Genomic DNA, 20411 nt, shown 5'->3' with positions numbered 1-20411 from the left:
TGAAAGATTATCATTTAATGCTACTATCTTACTAAGTTTAACCCCCGGAGCCGGCTCTAATTCATAACAAGTTATTACGGGACCTCTATTAATTGCAACAATTTTTGAATCTATTCCAAAATTTTCCATTGTTTGTTCTATAATTCTTCCGTTCTTTATTATTTCTTGATTTGAAACAGAAGATTTTTCGGAAGATTTTTTTAAAAGCTCTATTGGAGGAAATATATAATTATCCTCTTTTTGATCTTTTCTTATATTTTTCTCAAATTTATTTAATTCTATTTCATCTGATTCATTTCTATTTAAGTTAATATTTTTGCCAGCTGTCTTTTTTTCTAAAATATTTTTTTCATCATTTAAATAATTTTCTTCTAAAATATTTTTATTAACATCATTATCTGCAATAATATTTTCTGAATCAAACTCATTTATATCTTTTTCTTCTGAAACATTTTCTATCAGTTTTTTTAAATTTTTATTTATAGTTTTTTTATTTTTATTTAAATTTGATTTTTTAGAAAATAATTTAGCAATCATAGTAAATAATGGTTTATTTTTACCGATAGAAATTAAATTATATTTAACTAATAAATATATATTAATAATAATTATACTTATTAAAAAAGCATAAGTTCCTATTGAACCAAATAACTTATACAAAAAGAATCCTAATATAGATCCTATTACTCCACCTGATGTAGCTATATCTAAAAATTCAATAGATAAATTTATTCTATCAATTAAAGTCAAATCTGATGATTTAGTTCCATCCAAAAAAACTAAGATACAGAGAAGAATTATAATAGATGAAATAATATATTTTTTAAAATTTTTCTTTAATTTATTAATATTATAAATAAAACCTAAAAAAATAAAAATTAATGGAAATAAAAAGTTTCCTGTCCCACCTAAAAACGAAAAAAGTTTATATAATAAGCTTCCAACTAATCCCATTTTATTACTAAATAAGCTTATTAAGGATATTATGCCAAGTATAATAAATCCAATACTCACAAGTTCGCCATAAAATATATTATTTTCAGATTTTTTTTTAACTTTTCTATTTGCCAAAATAACACCTCTTTATAATTATTATATCATAAAGGATAGTTTAAATTACTATTTAAAATAATTAATTTTAAACTCCGGTGTGTCCAAAACCTCCGGATTCCCTATCAGTTTCATTTAATTCATTAACTATATCAAGTTCAACTCTTTCGTATTTTATAATTACTAATTGGGCTATTCTATCTCCCGGATTTATAATTACATCTTCTTTCCCTAAATTTATAATTATAACTTTTATTTCTCCTCTATAATCACTATCTATTGTTCCTATACCATTAGGAAGAGATAATCCTTTCTTTAGCGCTAATCCTGATCTTGCTCTTACTTGTGCTTCATATCCATTTGGTAATTCTATAAATAATCCGGTAGGTATTAAAGTTCTATCTAGGCTTTTAAGAACAATAGGTTCTTCAATATTTGCTTGTAAATCCATACCTGAAGATCCTTCGGTTTGGTACTTAGGAAGTTCATTCTTACTTTTATTTACAATTTTAATTTTCATTATATTCTCCTTAAAAAATCGGGATACTAAAATTTAAAAGTATCCCAATTTTATATTATTCTATAATTTGCTTTTCAATATCATTATCATTTTTTAAAGTTGCGTCATTTTTAGAAGATTCTTCTTTAGGTAATAGTACTTTTCTCGATAATGACATCTTACCATCTTCATCAATTTCTATTACTTTTACTTTTACTATATCTCCTATCTTTAATATATCTTCAACTTTGTTTGTTCTCTCATGTTGTATTTCTGATATGTGAAGTAAAGCCTCTACACCTTTTTTCAATTCGACAAATGCTCCAAACTTCATTATTTTTTTAACTTTACCTTCAAATATATCTCCAACTTCAACTTCTTTTACGATAGATTCTATAATAGAAATTGCCTCTTTTGCTTTTTCTGAATTTTCTGAAAGTACGGATACCTTACCATCTTCATCTATATCTATTTTTACGCCTGTTTTTTCTATTATTTTATTTATCATTTTTCCACCGGTTCCAATTACTTCTCCAATTTTTTCAGGATCAATAATTATTATGTGAATTATTGGTGCATAAGGTGATAACTCTTTTCTTGGCTCAGATATTGTAGTATTTAAATGCTCAAGAATTTCTAATCTTGCTTTTTTTGCTCTTTCAAGAGCTACAGCCAGAACTTCTTTGCTTATTCCTTCAACTTTTATATCCATTTGAATAGCAGTAATACCTTCTTTTGTTCCTGCAACTTTGAAATCCATATCACCAAAATGATCTTCAAGACCTTGAATATCAGTTAATATTTTGGTAATACCATTTTCTTCAATAAGACCCATGGCTATTCCGGCAACAGGTGCTTTTATTGGAACTCCGGCATCCATTAATGCAAGAGTTGAACCGCAAACTGAGGCTTGAGATGAAGAACCATTTGATGATAATACTTCAGAAACAACTCTTATTGCATAAGGGAATTCTTCTTCAGTTGGGATTACTGGTAATAATGCTTTTTCAGCTAATGCACCATGTCCTATTTCTCTTCTTCCGGGACCTCTCATAGGTTTCGTATCCCCTACACTAAATGGAGGAAAATTATAATGATGAATATATCTTTTAGGTTTATCATCGCCTAATCCATCTATAACTTGAACATCAGAAAGTCCGGCAAGTGTTGCTATTGATAATACTTGAGTTTGTCCCCTTGTAAAAAGCCCGGATCCATGTGTTCTTGGGAGAATACCGGTTTCAGAAGATAAATGTCTAATTTCATCAAGTTTTCTTCCATCGGGTCTAATTTCATCTTCGATTATTCCTCGTCTAACTTCTGTAACCTCTATTTCTTCCATTATAATTTCTATATCTTTAGAAAATTCTTCCATTAATTCTTCAAAGTGTTTTCTTATATTCTCTTTTGCTTCTTCAACCTTTTCAATTCTGATAATTTTATCAGGTTCATTTATAGCATCTACTATCATAGATGTTCCATATTCTTTTACTTTAGTTTTTATTTCTTCATTAGGCTTGAATACTTCATATGAAGTTTTATCTTTTCCTACTTCTGCTTTAATTTGATCTACAAAATCACATATTTTTTTAATTTCTTCATGTGCCGTAAGTATAGCGTTAAGCATAGTTTCTTCGCTAACTATATTTGCACCTGCTTCAACCATCATGATAGCTGTTTTAGTTCCAGAAACAACTAAATAAATGTCAGATTTTTCTCTTTCTGTTTCTGTAGGATTTACTATATATTTTCCATCCACATAACCAACTAAAACAGAACCTGTAGGACCATCAAAAGGGATGTCTGATATAGAAAGTGCTATTGAAGATCCTATCATCCCAACAATATCAGGTTGACAATCTTGATCAACAGATAATACAGTAGCAACAACTTGAACATCATTTCTATATCCTTCAGGGAAAAGTGGTCGTATAGGTCTGTCTATTAATCTAGATGACAAAATAGATTTTTCACTAGGTTTTCCTTCTCTTTTTATAAATCCACCAGGCATTTTCCCAACAGCATACATTTTTTCTTCAAAATCAACACTTAGAGGGAAAAAATCTATTCCATCTCTAGGAGTTTTAGATGCCGTTACTGTAACTAAAACTACAGTGTCTCCATATTCAACTAAACATGCACCATTTGCCTGTTCAGCTACTTTTCCTACAGTTACTTTTAAAGTTCTACCTGCTAGATCTAAGGTAAAAATTTTCTCCATTATTTTCTCCTTTTAAAAAATAAAGAGCGGCTCCTCCGCTCTTTTTATTAACCTCTGATTTGTAGCTTTTCTATTAATGAACGATATCTTTCAATATCTTTATTCTTTAAATATCTAAGAAGATTTCTTCTTTTACCTACCATTTTTAAAAGACCTCTTCTTGAATGGTGATCCTTCTTATGTTCCTTTAAATGTTCATTTAACTCATTAATTCTTGTAGTTAAAATTGCAACTTGAACTTCAGGAGAACCTGTGTCCTTTTCATTCACCTTAAAACTATCAATAATTTTACTTTTTTCATCTTTGTTTAACATTTTTTATCCTCCGTTTTTTAATATATGCCAACACATAAGTAAGCGCCGAGGTACGACAAACACATGTGTGGTACTTTTATTATATTAACACATATATCATATATTGTAAACTAAATTCTATTTTTTACTTTATTTACATCTTCTTTTATTTTTTCAAATAATTCGTCTATATTTAAAAATTTAGATTCCGGTCTTAAAAATTTTAATAAAATTAAATCAACTGTTTCACCGTATATATTTTTATTAAAATTTAATATATGTGATTCTATTCTAAGTCCATTATTTTCTATTGTTGGATTTTTGCCTATGTTGGATGCAGCTTTGTATACTTTATTTTTTATTTTTATATCACTATCATAAACACCAAATTTAGGAATAACATAATTAGTGTCAATTTGTATATTTGCAGTGGGATATCCATTTTTAGTTCCTAAATTTTTCCCATGAATTATTTTTCCTGTGATTGTATAATTATAGCCTAAAAGTTTATTTGCCATTTCGATATTACCATCTTCTATAAAATTTCTTATAGTTGAAGAAGAAACTATTATACCATCAAAAATAACAGCATCAATTATAAAATTTTTAATATTATTTTTTAATGATAAATTTTTTAATAATTCAATATCTCCTTTAGCCATGTAACCAAACTTATAGTCATATCCCGCTACAATTCCTCTAGCCTTTAAGTTTTTATATAAAAATTTTTCGATGAATTCAACAGGAGATATTTTCATTATACTATCATCAAATATAATTTCATAAATAATATCAATTCCAATATTTCTTAACATCTCAAATTTCTGCTTATTTGATGTTAATAATCTTTGTTTTTTATTATATATAGTATCTTTAGTATGATTTTTAAAAATTAAAATACTACTTTTTAAATTTAACTTTTTGGATTCAGAAACTAATTTTAAAAGTAATTTTTTATGTGCCAAATGAACTCCATCAAAGTTCCCTAATGCTATTATAGATTCTTCAACAGCTTGATAATTTTCATCTATTTTTATTACCTGCATCTAATCACCCATCAACATTTTTTCCATTTTTATTCCATTAAAATCAAACGAATCAATGTATTTTCCGATTCCTATAAACTCATTTTTACAATATATTCTTAAAAGTTCATTATTTTTAAAATCTAATTTAGTTTTATACGGAACTCCATTAATTAATTTTTTATAAAAATTATCATTTATATTATAGTAGTTGTATTTATATAAAGCTTTATCAATAGGTATTATAAAATTTTCAATTTCTTCATTATCAAGAGATAAGAACTTATCTTCAGAAATTGAATTTTCTATAGTAAATTCTCCACTCTTAGTTCGTGTCAATTCTTCCATTGTAGCTAAAGAATTCAGAGAATATCCTATATCTCTTATTAAACTTCTAATATATGTTCCTGAAGAACATTTTATCTTTATATAATATGATTTATAATCCACTTGTTTTAATAATTCTATATTATAAACAGTAATTTTTCTTTTTTTTAATTCTATTGTTTTGCCTTGCCTTGCAAGTTCATAGAGTTTTTGACCATTTACTTTTATCGCAGAATACATAGGCGGAATTTGTTCTATATTTCCGATAAATGAATTTAAAATATTTTTAAATTCATTTATCGGAGGAATATAGTCAGTTTTTTTAATTGGCTCAGATGTAGAATCTAATGTGGCAGTTTCATATCCAAAACTAATTTTAGCTATATATTCTTTGGTATCTGACATTATATACTGCGATATTTTAGTAGCTTTTCCAATACACATGATAAGAACGCCTGTAGCTATAGGATCTAATGTTCCTGTATGACCTATTTTTTTTATTTTCATTTTTTTTCTTAAAATGTAAACTACATCATGAGATGAAATTCCCTTAGGTTTATTAAATATTAATATTCCGTTCATTTAATTCTCTTAAAGAAATTTTTATAATTTCTTCCTTTCTGTCAAAATATGGTAATTTAAGAGTTGCTCCGGCAGCTCTTATGTGTCCTCCACCATCAAAAGAACGTACAATTTTAGTTGCATCAACATATGATTTAGTTCTAATACTTATTCTTATTGAATCTTTTTTTATTTTGAATAGTATAGCAATTTCCACTCCGGATATATCTCTGATGAATTCGACTATACCTTCAGTATCAGAACTTTGAGCATTACAATTTTTAATCATAATGTCATCTACATATACAATTCCTATTTTACCATTAGAATACAACTCTAGGTTATTCATTGCGCTAATTAATAATCTAGTTTTTTCTATACTTCTGTTTTGGTATAAATTAACTGCAACTTTATTTATGTCTATCCCTATTTTAATTAATTCTGATGCAATTTTAAATGTAGATGGTCTAACATTATCATATTTGAAACTTCCGGTATCACTTGATATAGCCGTATAAATACAAAGCGCAATATTCTTATCTATTTTTACATTTAAGTTTTTGGCAAGTTCAAATAATATTTCTCCTGTAGCAGGAGCTAATGCATCTACTATGTTAACATCTGCATACATTGTATTTGTAGAATGATGATCTATATTTACAGTGTTTTTTGAACCATAAAATAGTACTTTTGCATTAGCTCCTATTCTATCTACATCAGCACTATCAAGTGTTATAAATAAATCGGCATCATTTTTCAAAGTATCACTTCTGACAATTTCACTCAAAAATGGTAAAAATTTAAATGTGTCAGGGACAATATCATCCTCTATAAGATATACTTCTTTACCTAATTTCTTTAAAATGCCATACATTCCAAGAATCGAACCGATATTATCTCCGTCAGGATTAATATGAGATGCTAAATAAATTTTACTTGAAGAATTTATAAGCTCCTTAAACTTAGCTGTTTCCATTATTAACCTCTTCTATTATTTTGGACATTTTCATTCCAATTTCTATAGAGTCATCCTTTACGAAAATAAGTTCGGGAATAGCTCTTATTTTCACTAATTTTGCAAGCTCTCTTTTTATAAAACCCTTAGCGCTATTTATTCCGTTTATAGCTTCCTCAATTTTATTATCATCATCAAGTATTGATATATATACTTTTGCAAATGATAAATCATTTGTAACATCAACATGAGAAATACTTATTATATCCGGAATTCTAGGATCTTTTAATTTATGCTGAACTATATCAGAAATAGCTCTTCTAACCTCTTCCGAAATTTGATGAGTTCTTTTATTATTCATTTAAATCACCTAATTTTTTTGAACTTCCTTTAAAATATAACACTCAAGGAAATCTCCTTCTTTAATATCATTAAATCCTTCTATTGCCAATCCACCTTCAAATCCTGTAGCGAGTTCCTTTACGTCATCTTTAAATCTTTTAAGTGATGATATTTCTCCTTCATGGATAACTATGTCATCCCTTAATACTTTTATCATAGATTTTCTAACAAGTTTTCCGTTTAATACATAAACTCCGGCAACTATTATGTTTCCTGGAAGTTTAAATATTTGTCTAACTTCACATCTTCCTTGAACCTCTTCAACAATATCAGGATCAAGCATACCTTTAACAGCAGCTTCAATATCATTTATAATATCGTAGATAACCCTATAAGTTCTAACATCTACTTCCTCCGACTTTGCAAGTTCAAGTGCATTAATGTTAGGTCTCACATTAAATCCAATTACTATTGCATTTGATGCCGATGCTAATGATATATCACTTTCATTAATTCCACCAGCTCCGGAATGTATTATATTTATTTTTACTTCTTCGTTAGTAAGCTTTAGAAGGGACTGATTAAGAGCTTCAACTGATCCTTTTACATCAGCTTTTACAACTACGTTTAATTCTTTCATCTCTCCTTCTTTTATTTTGTCAAATAAATTTTCAAGAGATATTTTTGAATTAGCATTTATTCTAGTTTCTCTGATAGATTCTCTATTTTTATCCGCAATTGTTCTTGCCATTTTTTCATCTTCTACCGCATAAATTAAATCACCGGCATTAGGAACATCTGATAAACCCAATATTACTGCAGGCATTGAAGGACCTGCTTTTTTAATATTTTTATTTTTATCATCTGTCATAGCTCTTATTCTTCCGCTAGAAAATCCTGAAACTACATTGTCTCCAAAGTGAAGGGTTCCTTTTTGTATTAAAACTGTAGCCATAGGTCCTTTACCTTTATCAAGTTTTGCTTCTATTACTGTTCCTATAGCTTTTCTATTTGGATTAGCCTTTAATTCAAGCATTTCTGAAACTAATAAAATCATTTCAAGTAAATCATCAATTCCCTCTTTAGTCTTTGCAGATACCGGAACCATTATTACATCTCCGCCCCAATCTTCTGCCATGAGACCATTATCTAAAAGTTCTTGCTTTACTCTGTTTAAATTTGATTCAGGTTTATCTATTTTGTTAATTGCTACTATAATAGGTACATTGGCTGATTTAGCATGAGAAATAGCTTCAATAGTTTGTGGCATAACTCCATCATCTGCAGCAACAACTAAAATTGCAATATCTGTTATTTGAGCGCCCCTAAGTCTCATTGATGTAAATGCTTCATGTCCGGGCGTGTCTAAAAATGTTACCTTTTTATTGTTCACATTAACAGTATACGCCCCTATATGTTGGGTAATTCCGCCAGCTTCTGAAAGTTGAACATGAGATTTTTTTATTACATCTAATAGTGATGTTTTTCCATGGTCAACATGTCCCATTACTGTTACTACAGGAGGTCTTGATTTAAGTTGAGATTCCTTATCTTCGTAGTCAAGCCCAAATTTTTCTTCAATTGATATTTCTGCTTCAGGTTCTTCTATTTTAATTTCTATATTTAGATCATCAGCAACTAATAAGCATGTATCTTCATCTATCATTTCATTTTGACTAGCCATAATTCCAAGTCCAATCAATTTTGTTATTATTTGAGCTACAGAAACATTTAACTTTTCTGCAAAATCTTTAATTGTTATAGGAGCACTTATGCTAACTATACTACCATCTCCTGTCTTAATATCAGTTTTTTCTGATTTTTTCTGCGATTTATTTTTTTTCTTTATAGTTTTCTTTGTCAAATCTCTTTTAGGAAAAGATTTTTCTGAATCATCATATTTAGAATTTTGTATTTTATTATTACTTTTCTTTTTAGAGAATTTTTCATTAGAGTTAATATTTTTATTATCTTTGTTTAAATTTTTACCTGTTTTTTTATTAAAAGTTTCATCTTTTATAAAATTATCTTTATTTTGTTTATTTTTATTGAAATCATTTTTCTTAAATTCTTTTTTATTATTTTCTTTATTGTTAATATTTTTTTTATCAGACATAAATTTGTTTAAATTTTTATCATTTTTTTGTTTATTTTGAAAATTATTTTTATCTTTATAATTTTGCTCTTTAGAAAAAGATTTTTCTGATTTTGTATCTTTTACCTGTTTATTTATATTTTCTTTTTCCGGATTCTTTGTTTTGTCATAAATACTTCTAATTTTAGCTTCATCTGTTTCTTCTATTGTTGACATATGATTTTTAACAATTACATTTAAAGAACTTAGCTTGTCTATTAATTCTTTACTACTTATTCCAATATCTTTTGCCAATGCATGTACTCTAATTTTTGACATTAGGCCACCTCCTTGAAATAAGGTACTACTGTTTTTTTATAGATTCTCTTAAATCATTATAAGTTTCATCATTTATCTCCACTTCAAATGCTCTATTCAAAGCTTTTGTCTTTATGGCTTTTTCAAGACACTCCATATCAAAACATATATAAGCACCTCTGCCGTTTTTCTTACCTGTTTTATCCAAAAATATTTTATTTTCTTTATTTTTAACAACTCTTATCAAATCTTTTTTAGGTTTATTTTCTCCACATCCTATACATTTTCGCATAGGTATTTTTTTTACCTTTACCATTGTTAACCCCAAAATATTAATAGTTAATTTTCTTCATAATAATCTTCTGATATTTCAGATACATACGAATATCCATATTTTTCTTTTAAATCTTCTTCATTGATTTTTTCGCAGTCCAAATATTCCTCAAATTGTGATACAGATTTAATATCTATCTTCCAATTTGTAAGTTTAGCCGCAAGCCTTGCATTTTGTCCTTCTTTGCCAATAGCTAAAGATAATTGATAATCAGGAACTACTACTAATGCAGATTTTTCTTTCTCGTTTGCAAATACCTTTTCAACTTTTGAAGGACTTAACGCATTAGCTATAAATTTATCTATTTGTTTTTCATAAATTACAATATCAACTTTTTCATCATGTAATTCATCTACAATAGCTTTGACTCTGGAACCTTTATATCCAACACAAGCTCCAAGCGGATCTACATCTTCATTTCTAGAAAATACCGCTATTTTAGTTCTTGAACCTGCTTCTCTTGATATTGAATATACTTCAACAATACCCTCAGAAATTTCAGGAACCTCTAATTCAAATAATCTTTTAACAAGATTCGGGTGTGATCTTGATAGTATTATTTGAGGTCCTTTTGTAGTCTTCTTTACTTCTAATAAAAGTAATTTAAGTCTATCTCCTTGTCGATATACTTCTCCTTTAATTTGTTCTGCAACGGGAAGTATAGCTTCTGTTTTACCAAGATCAAAATACACATTTCCATAAGAAACTCTCTGAACTTGCCCTGTAATTATTTCATTTTCTCTATCTGTAAAATCTTCAAAAATTATATCTCTTTCAGCATCCTTTATTCTTTGTATAACAACTTGTTTAGCAGTTTGAGCTGCAATTCTTCCAAAATTAGCAGGCTTAATTTTTTCTGAATATACATCTCCCAATTCAAATTTAGCATCAATATCTTTTGCCTTAGAAATAGGTATTTGTAAATTTTCATCTTCAAAATCTACATCCGCAACAATATCTTTTAGTGCAAAAACATTTATTTCTCCACTATCTTTGTTGATATCAACCTGAACATTTTGTGATGTTCCAAAATTTTTTCTGTAACTTGAAACTAAAGCAGATTCTAAAGCCTCAAATATCACTTCTTTTGAAATCCCTTTTTCTTTTTCTAACTCATTTAATGCGCCTATAAATTCTTCGTTCATATTTTCCTCCATTAAAATTTAATACTTTGTCTCATAAGAGAAATTGATTTTATAGGTATTTCTATTTTTTCGTCTTCAACACTCAATATTATTATGCTTTCATCATAATTTTCAAGTATTCCCTCTATTAGTTTTTTACCGTCTAAAGGTGCATATAGTTTTACAGTAACCTCATTTCCGACATTTCTTCTATAATCATCTTTTGTTTTTAATGGTCTATCAAGTCCAGGTGATGATATTTCTAAATAATATGGTTTGTCAATTATATCTTCTTTGTCCAGTATACTTTCAATAATTCTACTCATATTAGTGCAGTCGTTAATATCTATTCCTTCTTTTTTATAGATAAAAATTGAAAGTAAATCATGCTTATTACCGACTTGATATTCAACATCAACTATTTCATATCCAATTTCGTTAGAACATTCTTCTGCTATATTTTTTATTTTATCTATTAGATCATTTTTTTTCACAATGCACCCCCATTTGAAAAAAACAAGAGTGGACTAGTCCACTCTTAACAATTTCTATATCTTTCTTAAAAATTATAACATATTTATCAAAATAAATCAACTTTCAGATAATTTTAAAATAAATTAAATAGGCTCAATTGATTTGTTTGAGGAAATTCTTTTAGCAAATTATTGCTATTTAATATATCTATTACAGATTTTGTAGCCTTAGTTCTCTTAATTATATCTTCTATGGAAATAAATTCTCCTTTTTCTCTTTCTGAAACAATATTATCTGCAACGGTTTCACCAACTCCAAAAAATGCTCGTAGAGGCATTAAAACTTTATTATCATATATATCAAATTTTGATGCATTTGATTTATATATATCAACAGGAGCAAATTCAAATCCTCTTGCAAACATTTCAAGAACAACTTCTAAAACTGTTAATTCTCCTTTTTCTTTTGCCGATAATTTATCGTTACTATTATTCAAATCATTAATTCTTTCCTTAATAGCATTTACTCCCTTCATTATAAGCTCTCCGTTAAAATCTGCAAGTTTTATAGTAAAATATGTTGCATAATAAGCCAACGGATAATTAAGTTTATAATATGCTATTCTAAAAGAAAGCATTACATATGCAACAGCATGTGCTTTAGGGAACATATACTCTATTTTTTCACAAGAATCAATATACCAATTGGGAAGTGGAAGTGTATTCATGATTTTCTTTTGTTCATCAGAAAGTCCTTTACCTTTTCTAACTTTTTCCATAGTATCAAATGCCATTTTATTTTCAGCACCTGCTCTAATTAAATATAACATTATATCTTCTCTAGTGCATATTACATCTGATAATTTAGCTTTTCCTGCTTTTACCAATTCTTGAGCATTATTTGTCCAAACATTAGTTCCATGAGATAACCCTGAAATTCTAACTAATTCAGCAAAATTTTTAGGATGAGTTTCTATTAACATTTGTTTTACAAAGTTAGTTCCAAATTCAGGAATACCAAGTGTTCCTGTACTTGAAGAAAATATGTTTTCATTCAATTTTAATTCATCCGAACATGAAAATAAAGAAATTGTCTTTTCATCATCAAGCGGTATTTTTTGTGAATTCAATCCCGTAAAATCTTCTAACATTTTTATTATAGTAGGACCGTCGTGCCCAAGTATATCCAATTTTAATATTTTTCCGTGTATGAAATTATAATCAAAATGAGTTGTTATTACTCCTGATGATTTATCATCTGCGGGATATTGTATAGGTGTAAAGTCAAATATTTCTTTACTTTTAGGACAGATCATTACTCCTCCGGGATGTTGCCCTGAAGTTCTTTTTACTCCTATAGCTGCTTTGGCAATTCTATCAATTTCAACATTCGAAATGTTTTTATCTTCATAAAATTTCTTAACATATCCATAAGCTGTTTTTTCTGCAACTGTACCTATAGTTCCGGCTCTAAAAACATATCCTTCTCCAAATAACTCTTCTGTATATTTATGAGCGGTAGGTTGATATTCTCCGGCAAAATTTAAATCTATATCCGGTTCTTTATCTCCATTAAACCCTAAAAAAACTTCAAAAGGTATATCATGTCCGTCTTTTTTCAGTTCACTTCCACAAACCGGACATATTTTATCCGGTAAGTCTATCCCTGAATCAACAGTTCCATTACTCATATCTTCAAAATATTTACAATTTGGACATATATAATGTGGAGGTAATGGGTTTACTTCAGTAATAGAACTCATTGTTGCAGCAAATGATGAGCCTACAGAACCTCTTGATCCGACTAAATAACCATCATCATTTGATTTTTTTACTAATTTTTGTGCTATTATATAAAGAACAGCATATCCATTTGATATTATAGAATTAAGCTCTCTATCTAATCTATTTTCTACTATTTCAGGAAGATTATCCCCATATATTTCATGAGCTTTCTCATAACATATCTTTCTTAGATCTGAATCTGCACCTTCGATTATGGGAGGGTATGTTCCATCAGGAATCGGTTTTATATCTTCGCATAAATTAGCAATCATATTTGTATTTTTAACAACAACCTCATAACTTTGATCTTTGCCTAGATATGAAAATTCTTCAAGCATTTCATCTGTAGTTCTAAAAAATAATTTCTGTGGTATATGTGCATTCTCTGGAGGTCTGCCAGTCTGACCGTTTAATATTACTCTTCTTGTTATATCATCTTTTTCATCTAAATAATAAACATCACCGGTTGCTACAACGGGAATATTTAATTCTTTACCTAAATCATATAATTTTTTATTAATAAATTTTAGTGTATCATAATCTTTTACTAAATTATTTTCTATATAGTTTAAATTATTTTCCAATGGCTGTATTTCTATATAATCATAATATCTTGCGATATTTCTTATATTTTCTTCTGATTCCATATTGAATACAGCTTTAAAAAGTTCTGATGAAGAATTTCCACTTCCAACCAAAATGCCCTCTCTATATTTATTGATCAAACTCCTTGGAACTTTAGCAACTCTATTTACATAATTCATATGAGATTCACTAACTAGTTTATACAAATTTTTAAGTCCTACATTATTCTTCACCAACAAAGATATCGAACTCTCAAAAAGTATTGAACTGTCAATATCTTTTTTTAATTTATTAATATCGCAAAAAGTCTTTATTCCTAATTTTTTTAAAATATCCAGCATTTTAATAAATACTTCAGCCGTAGCTTCTGCATCATTTACAGCTCTATGTGCATTCACAAGGCTAACTCCAAGCTTTTTTGATAATGCAGTAAGATTAAATCTCTTAATGTCTTTTATAATTGCCCTGGCTAATGATAATGTATCAAGTACGGTGAAATTAAAGCTAAGATTATATTTAAGCATATCACGCCTTATAAAACTTATATCAAATCCTGCATTATGCGCTACTAAAACAGAATTTTTACAAAAATCATTAAAATCAACAATTACTTTATCAATTGTAGGCTCATCTTTTACAAAATCATTACTTATTCCTGTTAATTCCACAACTCTATCAGGTATTTTAATCATAGGATTAACTAATTGCGAAAATCTATCAACAATAACTCCATCAACTATCTTAACTGCTCCAATTTCTGTTATTTCATCAACTTGTGGAGAAAATCCTGTAGTTTCTATATCAAATACAACAAAAGAATTTGTGAAAGTCGCACCATTATAATTTTTAACTATATCTTCACAATTATCTACAAAATTACAATCTAACCCATATATAACTTTTAATCCATATTTTTTACCGCATTCCATAGCTTCAGGAAATCCTTGAACATCCGAAATATCAGTAATTGCAATTGAACTCATACCCCAATCAGATGCCCTTTTAGCAAATTCGTTAAATGAGCTTACTCCATTCATAGCACTCATTTTACTGTGAAGCTTAAGCTCAACTCTCTTTTCATTATTAGTATCTTGTTTGATATGTTTTTCTAAAACCTCTATATATTTAATAAATATATTTTCGCTCTTAGAATAAGAATCATATTGAATATCTCCTGTAATAAGTACATGACTACCTATGTTAATTTTAGATAAAAATTCATCAATTTTATCTTTAGTTAAAAATATTTTAGCTATATAAGAGGATGTATAATCTGTTATTGATAAACTTATTAAAAATTTATTATTTTTTGTTTCTCTTACATCAATTGAAAATACATCTACCTCTACGGTTACTTTTTTAAAGTACGAATTTAAAAATATGAGCTTTGTTACGCTGGATATATCTTTTTTTCCATAGCTATATTTATCATTTGAACTCATTTTTTGAGTTTCTGTTGGATTAGACGTTCTTTGAAGATCAATTTTTTGTGAAATTATTTTTTCTTGTTTTTGCATTGATGTAATAATTTCTTCTATTTTATCTTCAGAAGTATCTATTTCCAATTCAGTTTCTATAAAATTAAGTTTATACTCTCCAAATATTTTAAGTTTATCCTCTAATATATTCTTCAGTTCATTTTTAGTAATTAAATAATAAATATTTTTATCAAATACCTCAATGTTTATACATGACTCTTCTTTTTTTACATGAATTTTTAAATTATCAATCCAAACTTTTGCAGAAGGATTGTAGTTTATAATTTCATCTTTTATTAACGAAATTTCATCAGTATATTCTTTGGATAAAATATTATACTTATATATAATTTTTAATTTATTCAATTGATTTGTAATCTTATCTTCAATAATTTTTTTTAGTTCATCATCTAATTCTTCATAACTAGAAAAATTTATAAAAATTTCCAAATTTTTTTTATCAAGTAAAATTTTTTCTATTTTTATATTTTTTTTATACAAATTTTCGTCATCAATATCAAGCTTTTGCAAAAGTTCCTTAAAAGTAATCAATTATATCACCTATAAATTTTCTATTTCCTTAAATAATTCCTCAAGAAGTTTATTTTCATCTACCTTCTTTATTATCTTACCTTTTTTAAATATAATTCCTACTCCGTTTCCTCCTGCAATTCCAATGTCTGCTTCTTTTGCTTCTCCAGGACCATTTACAGGACACCCCATAAGTGCTACTTTAATATTTTTATTCATAGAATATAGCTTATCTTGAGCTTTCTCCACCATATCTATAAGATTTATTTTTGTTCTTGCACAAGTTGGACAAGATATTATTTCAATACCCTCTTTTAATAATCCTAATGATTTTAATATCTCTCTTCCAACTTTTACTTCTTCTATAGGATCTGCAGTTAATGAGACTCTAATTGTATCTCCTATTCCCATAGCCAAAAGTGAACCTATTCCAACAGATGACTTTATAGTTCCGTTAAACGAAGGACCTGCTTCTGTTATTCCAAGATGAAGCGGATAGTCGCTAAATTCTGAAAATTTTTTATAAGAATTTATTGATAAATTTACATTACTTGCTTTCAATGACACTTTTATATCGTAAAAAGACATAGATTCTAAAATTTCTATTTCTTCTAATGCGCTATAACAAATAGAATTTTCATTTACACCTTTATACATATCTATAAATTCTTGCTTTATTGAACCGGAATTCACGCCAATTCTAATTGGTATATCATGATACTTACAAGCTTTAACTACCTCTTCTACTTTCCATTTTGCTCCAATATTCCCGGGATTTATTCTGAGACAATCTATTCCATTTTCGGCAGAGGCTAAAGCTAATCTATAATCATATTGTATATCTGCAATAGTTGGTATTTTTATTCCATTTTTAATTTTTCTTATAGCACTTGCATCTTCTAAGTCATTCACAGCAAATCTAATTAAATCACACCCATAGCTTTCAAGTAAATTAATCTGACTAATAGTAGAATTTATATCTTTAGTTATAGTATTAGTCATAGACTGTACACTAATAGGTGCATCTCCACCTATCAATACATTTCCTACTTTAATTTGTTTTGTTTTTTTTCTATCAATCACATAATCACCCAATTATTTTTTTATTACATTCCATAAATTCATTCTTGCTAAATCTCCAAACAAAGTTATATATAACATCAAAAATAGCAAAAATGAAATTCCTATTAAACTAAGTGTATTTTCAATTTTTTCATTAATCTTTTTACCTATTAGTTTTTCTATTATTAAAAACAATAACTTTCCTCCATCTAATGCCGGTATAGGTAATAAATTAACGACACCAAGATTTGCACTGATTATACCAATCATCTTTAATAAATAAACCATACCAAGAGATGTAGCCTGTCCAATTACAGAAATCACTCCTACAGGACCGGACAACATTGTAACATCAACATTGCCTTTAAATAATAATTTAATAGTCATAAATACATCTTTTATAACTTGAATTGTATCTAGAAAAGAATATTTTATCGCATTAGAAATTGACTTTTCATAATTAGGAGTTATTCCTATTTGAATTCTTCCGTTGTTACTTTTAGCTATAACATGCTTTACTAATTCATTATGATTTCTAGTTATTTTTATTCTAATATCAGAGTTTTCCTTTGAATTAGAAATATTAAATACAATATCTTCCCAATTTTTAGTAGGAATATCATTAATTTCTATAATTTTATCCCCTGCATATAAGCCTGCATGATATGCGGAAGAATTGTCTACAATACTTCCAATAGTATTAGTAGGGGTTCCTACAATTACTGCTACAATAAAAAAGGCTATAACGGCAAGGATAAAATTCATACAAACTCCTGCTACAACTACAGCCATTCGTTTAAACACATTGACATTATTAAAACTTCTAGGATCATCAGAACGTTCATCTTCACCTTCCATGGCAACATATCCTCCTATTGGAAGGATTCTAATAGAATATTTGGTTTCCAAGCCTTCTTTTTGAAAAATTTTAGGTCCCATACCTATAGAAAATTCATTAACCTTTATTCCAACCATTTTAGCAACTGAAAAATGACCCAACTCATGAAGAGTTATAACGAGCATAAAAACTATAATAGAACCAATTAAAGTGTTCATTGTTTGCCTCCTAATAAAGAACTGTAATAAAATATAACATATACACTATTGGAATAACAGTTATTATACTATCAAATCTATCCATTATTCCTCCATGTCCGGGCAATAATTTACCATAGTCTTTAATTCCAACTACTCTTTTTATCTTTGAAGCTATTAAATCTCCTATTTGCCCGGATATAGATCCTATTATAACAAAAATGAATGATACAATATTTATACTTATACCTGTAATATAAAAATAAACTAAGCTTAAAATTAAACATCCAAGTATCCCGCCAATAGAACCTTCTATTGATTTTTTAGGACTAATTTTTTCTATAAGTTTATGTTTGCCGAATTTCGATCCTACAAAATATGCAAATGTATCTGTGCTAAATGCTATTATAAAAATAAGATATAGATATGGAGTATTTTCAAATTCAAGCATTAAGCTAAATAAATATGGTACATATATAAATGTTAATATAGTATATGCTACATCATTTAAATTATATCTTTCACTGAATAAAGTAAAAATAAATGATAGCAACAATGTAATTACAACGCTAAATTCTAATGAGAACCCAACTAATTCAAATACAAAAGTAGAAAATATTCCGATTAATATTACTAAAAAATTTATATTTATGTTAATTTTTTTATAAGCATTATACATTTCATAAGAGCCCAACATCGAAATTAAAATTAACGCAATTCTTAAATAATTTCCACCAAAATATAAAATTAATCCTAATATTATTAATCCTACAACTCCAGTTATAAGTCTTTTTTTAAATTCAGACAATTATAATCCACCAAACCTTCTATTTCTATTTTGATAATCAATTATAGCTTCATACAGTACTTCTTCTGTAAAATCAGGCCAAAGAATATTTGAAAACCAAAATTCAGCATAAGCCAATTGATAAAGCATAAAGTTACTAACTCTTAATTCTCCGCTAGGCCTTATTAAAAGATCAAGCTCATTTTGTCCTTTAGTATATAAGTAATTTGAAAATAATGTTTCAATATCATTAATAGCTATCTTTTTATTTAAAACATCTTCACATATTGCTTTTGTAGCCATTATAATTTCGTCTCTTCCGCCATAATTTAATCCAATATTTAATATCATTTTATCATTATGCTCTGTTAATGACAATGCTCTATTAATTTCTTTTTGCACTTTAAGCGGTAACTTTGAAATATCTCCAAGTACATTTATTTTTACATTATTTTCCATAATTTTATCTAATTGAGATTTAATAAAAATAACTAATAAATCCATTAATTTAGATATTTCTTCTTCAGGTCTTTTCCAATTTTCAGTAGAAAACGCATATAATGAAAGAGACTTGATTCCTAAATTATAGCAAGCTTCTACTATTTCTATTACTCTTTTACTACCTTCTTTATGCCCAAAATATCTAGGTAAATTTTTATTTTTAGCCCATCTCCCATTTCCATCCATTATTATTCCTATATGATTGGGAATTAAATCTAATTTAATATTATCTTTTAAAGTCATATTATCCCCTTTATAAAAAAAGGACCTCACAGGTCCTTTTTTATATTTCCATTAATTCATCTTCTTTAGACTTTGTAATTTTATCAAGTTCTTCTATATACTTGTCTGTAAGCTTTTGAATTTGTTCTTCTCCATCTTTTCTGTCATCTTCAGAAATTTCTTTAGATTTTTCAAGTTTTTTAACTTCATCTATGGAATCGCGTCTTATATTTCTGATTGCAACTTTTGCATTTTCACCATTTTTCCTTACAATTTTAGTAAGTTCTTTACGTCTTTCTTCTGTAAGGTGAGGAATTAATAATCTTACTATTTTACCATCATTTGAAGGAGTAATACCTAATTCAGATTTTAATATAGCCTTTTCAATAGCTGGTATTAAGCTTGCATCCCAAGGAGTAATTGCAAGAAGTCTAGGCTCTGGAGCAGATATACCCGCAACTTGATTAAGAGGTGTTGCTTGTCCATAATAATCTACTGTTATTTTATCTAATAAAGATGGATTAGCTCTTCCCGCTCTAATACTTTGAAGATCTTCTCTGTAAACAGATATGGTTTTTTTCATTTTTTCTTCAGCATCTTTTTTTATTTCAGGTACCATAATGTCCTCCTTATTTTACATTAGTTCCAATATCTTTTCCATTAACAACATCTACTATTGATGAAGGTTCATCTATTCCAAAAACAATTAAAGGAATATTATTATCCATACAAAGTGATGTTGCTGTAGAATCCATTATTTTTAATTCTCTACTAAGTATTTCAAAATATGAAAGTTTTTCAAATTTTTTTGCATTTTATTAAACTTAGG

At 27.6% G+C, this 20411-nt stretch carries 18 protein-coding genes and 1 pseudogene; all 19 read right to left on the bottom strand.

Annotated elements, in window-relative coordinates; translation table 11 throughout:
• On the bottom strand, positions 1-1071 hold a 1071-nt coding region (locus HMPREF0629_RS04780; protein WP_009222219.1), incomplete at its 3' end, for a DNA translocase FtsK 4TM domain-containing protein.
• A 67-nt stretch (positions 1072-1138) separates the two neighbouring features.
• Positions 1139-1570, bottom strand: coding sequence for a dUTP diphosphatase (gene dut, locus HMPREF0629_RS04775; protein WP_009222218.1), 432 nt, complete (start codon positions 1568-1570; stop codon positions 1139-1141).
• 55 nt (positions 1571-1625) lie between these two features.
• Positions 1626-3770 (bottom strand): polyribonucleotide nucleotidyltransferase, encoded by a 2145-nt coding sequence (locus HMPREF0629_RS04770; protein WP_009222217.1) that lies wholly within the window; start codon positions 3768-3770, stop codon positions 1626-1628.
• A gap of 47 nt (positions 3771-3817) precedes the next feature.
• Complete coding sequence (gene rpsO, locus HMPREF0629_RS04765) at positions 3818-4084, bottom strand: 30S ribosomal protein S15 (protein WP_009222216.1); 267 nt, start codon at positions 4082-4084, stop codon at positions 3818-3820.
• Positions 4085-4194: 110 nt separating this feature from the next.
• Positions 4195-5109: a bifunctional riboflavin kinase/FAD synthetase gene (locus tag HMPREF0629_RS04760; RefSeq protein ID WP_009222215.1), complete on the bottom strand. Its 915-nt coding sequence runs from the start codon at positions 5107-5109 to the stop codon at positions 4195-4197.
• A complete protein-coding gene (gene truB / locus HMPREF0629_RS04755; protein WP_009222214.1) occupies positions 5110-5997 on the bottom strand; it encodes a tRNA pseudouridine(55) synthase TruB in 888 nt (295 codons plus the stop codon).
• Positions 5975-6952 carry a bifunctional oligoribonuclease/PAP phosphatase NrnA gene (locus tag HMPREF0629_RS04750; RefSeq protein WP_009222213.1) on the bottom strand — a complete coding sequence of 326 codons (978 nt, stop codon included), beginning with the start codon at positions 6950-6952 and terminating at the stop codon, positions 5975-5977. Before HMPREF0629_RS04750 ends, truB begins: the two co-directional genes overlap by 23 nt.
• Entirely contained in the window at positions 6939-7292 is a 354-nt protein-coding gene (gene rbfA, locus HMPREF0629_RS04745; protein ID WP_009222212.1) for a 30S ribosome-binding factor RbfA, read from the bottom strand. Before rbfA ends, HMPREF0629_RS04750 begins: the two co-directional genes overlap by 14 nt.
• A gap of 9 nt (positions 7293-7301) precedes the next feature.
• Complete coding sequence (gene infB, locus HMPREF0629_RS04740) at positions 7302-9686, bottom strand: translation initiation factor IF-2 (RefSeq protein WP_009222211.1); 2385 nt, start codon at positions 9684-9686, stop codon at positions 7302-7304.
• 25 nt (positions 9687-9711) lie between these two features.
• Positions 9712-9981, bottom strand: coding sequence for an RNase P modulator RnpM (rnpM, locus tag HMPREF0629_RS04735; protein ID WP_039856640.1), 270 nt, complete (start codon positions 9979-9981; stop codon positions 9712-9714).
• Between the two features lie 23 nt (positions 9982-10004).
• A complete protein-coding gene (nusA, locus tag HMPREF0629_RS04730) occupies positions 10005-11144 on the bottom strand; it encodes a transcription termination factor NusA (RefSeq protein WP_009222209.1) in 1140 nt (379 codons plus the stop codon).
• A gap of 11 nt (positions 11145-11155) precedes the next feature.
• Positions 11156-11617 (bottom strand): ribosome maturation factor RimP, encoded by a 462-nt coding sequence (gene rimP, locus HMPREF0629_RS04725; RefSeq protein ID WP_009222208.1) that lies wholly within the window; start codon positions 11615-11617, stop codon positions 11156-11158.
• A 113-nt stretch (positions 11618-11730) separates the two neighbouring features.
• Entirely contained in the window at positions 11731-15993 is a 4263-nt protein-coding gene (locus HMPREF0629_RS04720) for a PolC-type DNA polymerase III (protein WP_039856862.1), read from the bottom strand.
• A 12-nt stretch (positions 15994-16005) separates the two neighbouring features.
• Positions 16006-17055: a flavodoxin-dependent (E)-4-hydroxy-3-methylbut-2-enyl-diphosphate synthase gene (ispG, locus tag HMPREF0629_RS04715; protein ID WP_039856860.1), complete on the bottom strand. Its 1050-nt coding sequence runs from the start codon at positions 17053-17055 to the stop codon at positions 16006-16008.
• A 15-nt stretch (positions 17056-17070) separates the two neighbouring features.
• Positions 17071-18093 (bottom strand): RIP metalloprotease RseP, encoded by a 1023-nt coding sequence (gene rseP, locus HMPREF0629_RS04710; RefSeq protein WP_009222205.1) that lies wholly within the window; start codon positions 18091-18093, stop codon positions 17071-17073.
• Between the two features lie 10 nt (positions 18094-18103).
• Positions 18104-18880, bottom strand: coding sequence for a phosphatidate cytidylyltransferase (locus tag HMPREF0629_RS04705; RefSeq protein WP_009222204.1), 777 nt, complete (start codon positions 18878-18880; stop codon positions 18104-18106).
• Positions 18881-19603: an isoprenyl transferase gene (locus tag HMPREF0629_RS04700; protein WP_036728795.1), complete on the bottom strand. Its 723-nt coding sequence runs from the start codon at positions 19601-19603 to the stop codon at positions 18881-18883.
• Between the two features lie 40 nt (positions 19604-19643).
• The gene (frr, locus tag HMPREF0629_RS04695) at positions 19644-20201 is read right to left on the bottom strand and encodes a ribosome recycling factor (protein ID WP_009222202.1); all 558 of its coding nucleotides are present in this window, start codon (positions 20199-20201) and stop codon (positions 19644-19646) included.
• 10 nt (positions 20202-20211) lie between these two features.
• Positions 20212-20397 (bottom strand): annotated as a pseudogene (gene pyrH / locus HMPREF0629_RS07840) (UMP kinase); the annotation flags it as partial.
• Positions 20398-20411: the final 14 nt, after the last annotated feature.

It is taken from the genome of Peptoniphilus sp. oral taxon 386 str. F0131 (assembly GCF_000090945.1).
Classification (GTDB): domain Bacteria; phylum Bacillota; class Clostridia; order Tissierellales; family Peptoniphilaceae; genus Anaerosphaera; species Anaerosphaera mikwangii.
This window is presented reverse-complemented; position numbering and strand designations above follow the sequence as displayed.